Origin of the sequence: Nocardiopsis flavescens, from assembly GCF_900141985.1 — a bacterium.
In the GTDB taxonomy this organism is placed as follows: Bacteria; Actinomycetota; Actinomycetes; order Streptosporangiales; family Streptosporangiaceae; genus Nocardiopsis; species Nocardiopsis flavescens.
The window spans coordinates 117619-125499 of sequence record NZ_FQZK01000016.1; the positions used below are offsets into that span (position 1 = coordinate 117619).

Annotated in this window: 8 protein-coding genes; 5 read left to right on the plus strand and 3 right to left on the minus strand. The window is 73.7% G+C overall.

Annotation, left to right across the window (positions count from 1 at the left end):
* Nucleotides 1–273: 273 nt before the first annotated feature.
* The 3 genes from BUE45_RS22860 to BUE45_RS22870 all read right to left on the minus strand — a co-directional run bounded on the left by BUE45_RS22860 (nucleotide 274) and on the right by BUE45_RS22870 (nucleotide 3497).
* Complete coding sequence (locus BUE45_RS22860) at nucleotides 274–1167, minus strand: carbohydrate ABC transporter permease (RefSeq protein ID WP_084737668.1); 894 nt, start codon at nucleotides 1165–1167, stop codon at nucleotides 274–276.
* The gene (locus tag BUE45_RS22865; protein WP_073381509.1) at nucleotides 1164–2000 is read right to left on the minus strand and encodes a carbohydrate ABC transporter permease; all 837 of its coding nucleotides are present in this window, start codon (nucleotides 1998–2000) and stop codon (nucleotides 1164–1166) included. The genes BUE45_RS22860 and BUE45_RS22865 overlap by 4 nt, the downstream gene beginning before the upstream one ends.
* A gap of 120 nt (nucleotides 2001–2120) precedes the next feature.
* Nucleotides 2121–3497, minus strand: a complete 1377-nt coding sequence (locus tag BUE45_RS22870) for an extracellular solute-binding protein (RefSeq protein WP_073381511.1) — start codon at nucleotides 3495–3497, stop codon at nucleotides 2121–2123.
* Between the two features lie 191 nt (nucleotides 3498–3688).
* On the opposite strand from BUE45_RS22870, the gene BUE45_RS22875 reads away from it, so the two are divergent.
* The 5 genes from BUE45_RS22875 to BUE45_RS22895 all read left to right on the plus strand — a co-directional run.
* Nucleotides 3689–4888, plus strand: a complete 1200-nt coding sequence (locus BUE45_RS22875; protein WP_073381513.1) for an ROK family transcriptional regulator — start codon at nucleotides 3689–3691, stop codon at nucleotides 4886–4888.
* A 424-nt stretch (nucleotides 4889–5312) separates the two neighbouring features.
* Nucleotides 5313–6071, plus strand: coding sequence for a class I SAM-dependent DNA methyltransferase (locus BUE45_RS22880; RefSeq protein WP_073381515.1), 759 nt, complete (start codon nucleotides 5313–5315; stop codon nucleotides 6069–6071).
* A 231-nt stretch (nucleotides 6072–6302) separates the two neighbouring features.
* Nucleotides 6303–6560, plus strand: a complete 258-nt coding sequence (locus BUE45_RS22885) for a hypothetical protein (RefSeq protein WP_073381517.1) — start codon at nucleotides 6303–6305, stop codon at nucleotides 6558–6560.
* Nucleotides 6561–6849: 289 nt separating this feature from the next.
* Nucleotides 6850–7521, plus strand: a complete 672-nt coding sequence (locus BUE45_RS34025; RefSeq protein WP_073381519.1) for a hypothetical protein — start codon at nucleotides 6850–6852, stop codon at nucleotides 7519–7521.
* A partial coding sequence (locus tag BUE45_RS22895; RefSeq protein WP_073381520.1) for an ATP-binding protein occupies nucleotides 7518–7881 on the plus strand: 364 nt, incomplete at its 3' end. The genes BUE45_RS34025 and BUE45_RS22895, both read left to right, overlap by 4 nt.

Sequence of the window (7881 nt, forward strand, 5' to 3'; positions counted from 1 at the left end):
TGCGCTTCGCCCCGCCGGTTCGGTGCGGGGTCGATGGGCCGGTGGGGCGGGTGCGGTTGTCGACAGGCCGGGGGCGGCTGTGGTGCCCGTGTGCCCGGTGGGGCGTGTGCGTCCCGCCTTCCGGGCCCGCCCCGCCGCCGTGCCCGTGTGCCATCCGGAGGCCGGGCGGGCGTCCGCAGGTCCGCGGTGCCGGTGTGTCCCCCGGGGCGGGCCCGGGGCACGGCAGCGGCGGTGGTGCGCCCCCCGCGGGGGGCGCACCACCACCGCGCGGGCTCAGCCCTTCATGGCCCCGCCCAGGGTGAACCGGCCGCCCATCGCCCGCGACACCGCCAGGTACAGCGCCACCACCGGCAGCGTGTACAGCAGCGAGTACGCGGCCAGCTCGCCGTAGCGCACCGAACCGTACTGCCCGAAGAACGTGAACACCCGCACCGCCGCGGGCATCTTGTCCGGGCTGGTCAGCAGGATGAACGGCACGAAGAAGTTCCCCCACGTGCTCACCAGCGTGAAGATCCCGACCACCGCCAGGCCCGGGGCGAGCAGCGGCGCCACCAGGTAGCGGATCGACTGCCAGGTGGAGGCGCCGTCCACCCACGCCGCCTCCTCCAGGGCGATGGGGATGCCGTCGATGAAGTTCTTCGTCAGCCAGATCCCGAACGGCAGCGTGCTCGCCGCCAGGAACAGGGTGGTGGCCCACAGCGAGTTCAGCAGCCCCGCGTTCACGAACAGCCCGTACACCGGCACCATGATCGCCGTGATCGGCAGCCCCGTCGCGAACAGCACCGTGTACAGGAACGGCCGCTTGAACCGCAGCGTGTACCGCGACAGCGGGTAGGCCGCCAGCATCGAGCAGAACGCGGTGATCAGCGCCGCCCCGCCGCAGGTCAGCACACTGTTCCACAACGGCCGGTACACGATCTCCGGCGTGAGGATCGCCCGGAAGTTGTCCAGCGTGAACGCGCTCGGCGCCCCGGCCCGCAGCGTGGCCTCCCCGTCCACCGACGCGAACAGCATCCACAGCAGCGGCAGCAGGAACAGCAGCGCCAGCACCGCCAGGACCAGGTGGACCAGCACCGCCCCGGCGGCCCGCCCCGGCGAGGCGACCGCCGCGAACGACGGGCGCGGCCGGCCGGATCCGGAGCGCGCACGCGGTCTCAGAGCGGTCATGCCGGTTCCTCCTTGCTGAGCATCCGCACGTAGACGATCGAGAACAGCCCGGCGACCACCAGCAGCGCCAGCGCGATCGCCGTGCCGTACCCCAGGTCGCCCAGGTCCAGGGCCTCCCGGTACATGAGCAGCGGCAGCGTGGTGCTGCGCGACCCGGGACCGCCCGCGGTCATCACGTAGATGAGCGTGAACACCTGCACGGTCTGGAGGGTGATGAGCAGCAGCGTGGTGGCGAGGGTGCGCCGCAGCAGCGGCAGCACCACGTACCAGAGCACCTGCCGGCCGGACGCCCCGTCCACCCGGGCCGCCTCCTCCAGGTCCTGCGGCACCTCCGACAGCCCGGCCCCGTAGGTCATCATCGAGAAGGCGGTGCCCTTCCAGACGTTGGCCAGGACCACCGCCAGCAGCGGCGCGGTGAAGAGCCAGTTCTGCCCCTCGGAGCCGAAGGCGCCGAGCAGGGCGTTGAGGGTCCCCTCGCGTTCGAGGAACGCGTACCACACGAACCCCGCCACGACCTCGGGCACCACCCAGGCCCCCACCACCACGGCGCCCACGGCTCCGCGCACCGCCGCGTGCCGGTTGCGCAGCAGCAGCGCCAGCGCCAGGCCCAGCACGGTCTGGCCCAGGATGGAGCCGAGCAGGAACAGCACGGTGAGCACCGCCGCCGCCCGGAACCGGGTGTCCTGCACCAGCCGCTCGAAGTTGTCCAGCCCCACGAACTCGGTGTTGGCGGCCTGCGCCCCGGTCAGCGCCTCGTTGGTGAACGACGCCCACACGGTCCACAGGATCGGCCCGGCGAAGAACGCCAGCATCAGGAACAGCGCGGGCGCCATCGGGATCACCCAGCGGGCGGCCCCGCCCCGGGCGCGACGGGAGCTGCGCGTCCGGGGCGGGTCCTGCGGCGCGCCACCGGGAGGTCCGGGGGCGCGGGTCTGCGACACGGTCCCCACGGCTCAGGAACCGCCGGTGACGTTGTCGGGCCCGACGAGGCCCTCCACCTCCTGGGCGTAGAGTTCCGCCGCCTCCTCGGGTGTGGCCTCGCCGAGCATCACCGCCTCCATGGCCTCCTGCACCGCGATGGAGACGCGCGGGTACTCGCTGTAGGCCGGGCGGAACCCGGTGATGTCCACCAGCGCGGCGAACTCCTCGGCCAGGGGGGCGTTCTCCAGGAACGCGGGGTCCTCGGCCACGTCGGAGCGGACCGGGATCTGGCCGCCCTCGATCGCGAACTTCACCGCGTTCTCCCGGGACAGCGCGTAGGTCATGACCTCCCAGGCCAGCTCCGGGTCGGTCGCGTGGGCGCCCATCGACAGGGCCCAGCCGCCGGACATGCTGGTCGCGCCCTCGCCCTGCCCCTCCCGCGTGGGCATCGGGGTGAACCTCATGGAGTCCTCCCAGCCGTCCCAGGGCCGGTTGGCCTCGGGGATCCACGACTGGGTGGCCCAGGAGCCCTCCAGACTGATCGCCAGCTCCCCGGAGGGGAACCGCTCCTCGTTGTTGACGGTGCCGACGTTGGTGTCCAGGGCGTCCTGCACGTCCAGCCCCAGGTCCTCGTCGAAGACGGTGTGGACGAACTCCAGGGACTCGGTGAACCCGGCGGCGCCGGTCACCCACTTCTCCGAGCCCTCGTCGAAGAGGGCGTCGTCGGTGCCCGAGAGCAGCATCTGGAAGCCCTGGAGGGAGGCGGCCTCCCCGGCCGGGGTGCCCGAGTAGACGTTGAGCGGGGCGACCCCGTCGCCGAACTCGCCCTTGACCGCGCGGGCCGCCTCCAGGACCTCGTCCCAGGTGGCGGGCTCCCAGGGGGTCTCGACGCCCGCCTGCTCCAGGAGGTCGGCGTTGTACCACAGGCCCCGCACGTCGGTTCCGAGCATGACGCCGTACCGCTCCCCGGACAGGGAGGTGACGGCCTCCGCCTCCTGGGGGCTGAACAGCCCGGCGTCCTCCCAGGCGTCGAAGTACTCGTCCAGCGGCATCAGGTAGCCGGCGTCGGCGTCCTGGTTGATGGTGAAGGAGTCCTGGTAGATGAGGTCGGGGGCCTCGCCCGCCGACCCGTTCATGAGGTTGACCTGGGTCTGGTAGTCCTCCGCCGGAGCCTCGATGGCCTGGAGTTCGACGGTGACCCCGGGGTTGTCCGCCTCGAACTCCTCCTTCACCTTCTGCATCAGCGAATCCATCGCGATGAAGGTGCCGAACTTCTGGTAGGCGATGCGGACGGTGTTCTCGTCCCTGTCGTCGGCGCCGCCCGCGCATCCGGTGGCCGCGAGCGCCAGTGCCAGGGCCGCGGCGGCCACCGCCGCCGGTCGTGGGGTGTGTGGTCCGGTTCCTTCCATCGTGCGCTCCTGTGGCGATGAGGTTGGGGAACGGTCGACCTGCCTTGAGCCGAAGTGATGTGTGACACATCATTACTCAAAAGCTTGGATAAAGACAATGGGGTAAGTCGGTGCTTCCAGTGCGGTTACGCTCTGGTGGGACCGCCACCGGTACCGCGAAGAGGACCACGAAACCGGAGTGGAGGGGCTTCATGGGCACGAACCTGGCCTGGCTCGGCGGACTCAACCAGAGCCGCGTGCTCGACGCCGTGCGCTCCGCCGACGGGATCAGCCGGGTGGAGCTGGCCGAGCAGACCGGGCTGACCGCCCAGACCGTGTCCAACATCGTCCGCCGCCTGCTGGAGGGCGGGCTGGTCCGCGAGGACGGCCGGGCCACCTCGCGCGGCGGCAAGCGCGCCACCGTGCTGCGGCTGAACGCCGACGCCTACTACGCCGTCGGCATGCACATCGACCCCGCCTCCACCACCCTCGTCGTCACCGACCTGGCCGGGCACGTCGTCGCCCGCACCCGGCGGCGCACCCCCTCCGCGCAGGGGCCGGGCCGGGTCATCGACGCCCTGTGCCGCTCGGTGCGCGCCATCGTCGAGGAGGCGCCCGCCCCCGACCGCATCCTCGGCCTGGGCGTGGCCACCCCCGGACCCATCGACACCTCGGGCGCCGTCACCCCGCCCCACCTGCCCGGATGGCGGTCGGTGCCACTGCGCGAGGCGCTGGAGGAGGGCACCGGCCTCACCACCGTCCTGGACAACGACGCCACCGCCGCCACCATCGGCGAGCGCTGGGCGGGCGGCGAGCGGCGCGCCGCCGACATGGCGTTCGTGTACGTGGGGACCGGTGTGGGCGGCGGCCTCATCCTCGGCGGGCGCGTGTACCGGGGCGGCAGCGGCAACGCCGCCGAGATCGGCCACGTGGTGGTCGAGCCCCGCGGGCCGGAGTGCCCGTGCGGCAACCGCGGCTGCCTGGAGACCTACCTGGCCCCGCACGCCGTCGCCGCCGAGGCCGCCCGCCGCCGGGGCGAGGACGGCCACGCCTACGAGCGCGGCGAGGCGCGCACCGTGGCCGCCTACCGCCGGGTGTGCCGCGAGGCCCGCTCGGGGGACCCGGTCGCGCTGGACGTCATCGCCGAGGCGGGGCGGCGGCTGGGCGACGCGGGCACGGCCCTGCTCAACATCATCGACGTTCCGCTGCTGGTGCTGGGCGGCTGGGGCGTCCCGCACGTGGGCGGCCTGTACCGGGACGCGCTGACCGAGGCCGTCTCCGGGCGCACCCTGGCCCGGGGCGTGCGCCGGGTGCGGGTGGAGACCTCGCTCATCGGCGAGGACGCGGGGGCGATCGGCGCGGCCTCGCTGGTGCTGTACTCGTCGTACTCGCCCACTGTCGGCGGGGTGTGAGCGGGCCGCCGGGCGCGGTGTGGGCCCCGGCGGCCCGCACGCGGGCGGGCCGCCGGGCGCGGTGGCGGGTCGTGGGGGACCTCAACGCTCGCATCGCAAGAGACGGGCGTGCGCCGGGCGCGGATACGGGTCCGTGCCGGTGGCGGTGACGGCGGAACCCGGACCGGTGCCGGGGCGGCCCTGAGGCGCCGGAGCACAGGGGGGTCGGCGCACAGGGGCGCCCGGTGCACAGGGGGCGGCCGGTGCACAGGGGCGGCCGAGGGCCGGGGACCGGCCGGCGTCCGGTGCGGAGCCCCGCCGGTCGGTGCTCCGCCGGTGTGCGTGCCGTTCCGCACCTTTGTGGGCGACCGCGCCGCTCCTGGTCCGGGGCCCGGCACGGAAAACCGCGTGCGCGGCGGAGCGGGCGCGGGTTAGCGTCGCGCCCATGAGCGATGCCAGCGGACCGCCGCCCGTGCAGAACCACTTCGACACCGACGTCGCCGAGCGCTACGACACCCCCGGCGAGGGCGAGTTCGCCCCGGAACGGGTCGACCCCGCGGTCGACCGGCTGGCCGAGCTGGCGGAGGGCGGACGGGCCCTGGAGTTCGCCGTGGGAACCGGGCGCATCGCGCTGCCGCTGGCCGCACGCGGCGTTCCGGTGCACGGCATCGACCTGTCCCCGGCGATGGTGGAGCGGATGCGCGCCAAGCCCGGGGGCACCGGGGTCGACACGGTCATCGGGGACTTCACCACCACCCGGGTCCCGGGGGAGTTCTCGCTGGTGTACCTGGTCTTCAACACCGTCATGAACGTCACCACGCAGGACGGGCAGGTGGAGTGCTTCGTCAACGCCGCCGCGCACCTGGGGCGGGGCGGGCGGTTCGTCGTCGAGGTGGGGGTCCCCGAGCTGCGCAGGCTGCCCCGGGGGCAGAAGCTGGTGCCGTTCCACGTGGGGGAACGGGAGTGGGCGTTCGACCTCTACGAGCCCGCGACGCAGCGGTCCAGCTCCAACTACGTGCGGGTCGCGGACGGCAGGGGGAGCCTGCGGTCCGTTCCGTTCCGGTACGTCTGGCCCGCTGAGCTGGACCTGATGGCGCGGATCGCGGGCATGCGGCTGGTGCACCGCTGGGAGGACTGGCACCGGACGCCGTTCGGCGACGAGAGCGAGAAGCACGTGTCGGTGTGGGAGAAGACGGTGGACTGACCCGCGCGGCCGGGCCCGCCGACCCCGGCCGCGCCCCGGTTCCCGCTTCGGTGCCGGGTGCGGCGGGCCGCGGCCGGGGCGCCGGGGGCGGGGTCCGCGGGCGCGGTGCCGGTCGGTCCGGTCGGCCAGCCGTTGCGGCCCGCGCCCGCCTCGGCCCGGTCGGCGGTCGGGCATGATGCCGTGGGGCGGGGACCGGCCCCGTCCACCGGTCGGCCTCGGGGAGGTGGCGCCATGCCGGGCAGGCGCGCACGGCGCGAGCGCGAGCGGAGCCGCGCGCGCGAGAACGCGGAGCGGCACGCGGCGGGGCGGTGGGAGGTGCTCTTCGAGACCTCGGAGGAGGCGGAGATGCGGGCCTACCGGGAGCGCGAGCGGGAGTCCCTGCGGCGGTACCGGCAGGACGACCTGAGAATCGACGTCCTGTGCGGACGGCTGCGCCGGGAGACGTGGTACCGGCTGAGCGTGTTCGTCCCGGAGGGCGCGGGGAAATGAGGAGTTCTCACGTCCGTTCGCCGCGTCGTTTCGTACTGATCGCGCGAATCGAAAATAGGTCGCATTCTGCGCAAAATGCGCATGTCGCAAGAACGGTGAAGCATTGCTGAGCTGGGGAGACGCTGCCCCGGCGATCTTCTTCGTCCCCCTGCTCGAAAAAAGTCCCCACCACCACCGGGTGTGCCCTATTCTGGCGCCATAACCGAATAACCACGTGACCCCGCGACGCTCTGTCAGCGCCCGGGGTCGTGGCCAGCAATTCACCCCTTTACGACAAAGGATTGCCAGCGTGCGCCAGTTTACCGCCGCGCTCTTCAGTGATGCCCTCGGGCTCCTGCGAGCGCTGTTCACCCCGCCCCGCGGTCGGCACACCCGCCGCCGCTCGACCCGGGTCCGCCGCTACGCCGCCGCCCCGCCCCGCGCGACCCGCCCCCGACCGCCCGCGACGGCCGCGTCCACGTCCCGGCCCCGCCCGCCCGCGGCCCCGCGCCTGGCCGCGCCCCGCGAGGCCTTCCCCGCCGAGGACCTCGCGCTCGTGCGCCGCTACTACACCGCCCACGAACAGGACCGCATCCAGGCCGCCGCCACCGCCCGTCTGGCCCGGTGGACCGGACCCCGCATTCCCGCGCCCCGGCCCCCCGAAGGCGACCTGCTCGCCCCCACCCCGGCAACAGCCACGGCCCCGGCGACCGCTGCGGCTTCGGCCCTCATCCCTGCCCCGGCCCCGGCTCCGGACCTGGCCACGGCCACTGCCCTGGCCCCGGCCTCCGCCCCGGCCGGGTTCGAGGACCTGGCCGACCTGGCCGGCGCGGTCCGCCGCTGGCAGACCCAACAACACCAGCAGGAACAGCAGCGCCCGCGAGCCCAACAGCACCGGCCGTCCCGACAGCACCCGCACCACGGGCGCGGACACGGGCCCGACCACGGGCACGGGCGCGTCCTGACGGGAGTGGGAGCATGAATCCGAACCGTCTGTGGACCCACCGCCTCTACCCCGGCGAGCTGCCCCGCCTGTCCGCCGTGCGCCGCGACCTGCGCACCGACCTGGACGGGCTCGACGACGACACGGTCGACACCCTCGTGCTGTGCGGCAGCGAACTGTTCGCCAACTGCGTCAAGTACACCGCCTCCGGACACGACGGCGGCGTGGTGCGCACCCTCTGGCAGGCCGACGACCACACGCTGACCCTGGGCTTCACCGACGACGGCCTGGGCGGCACCGTCCCCGCCCTCCCCCGCACCCGCAGCACCACCCAATGGCAACAGGCCGAGGACCAGCGCGGACTCCTCATGATCGAAGAGTTGTCCACAGCCTGGGGAT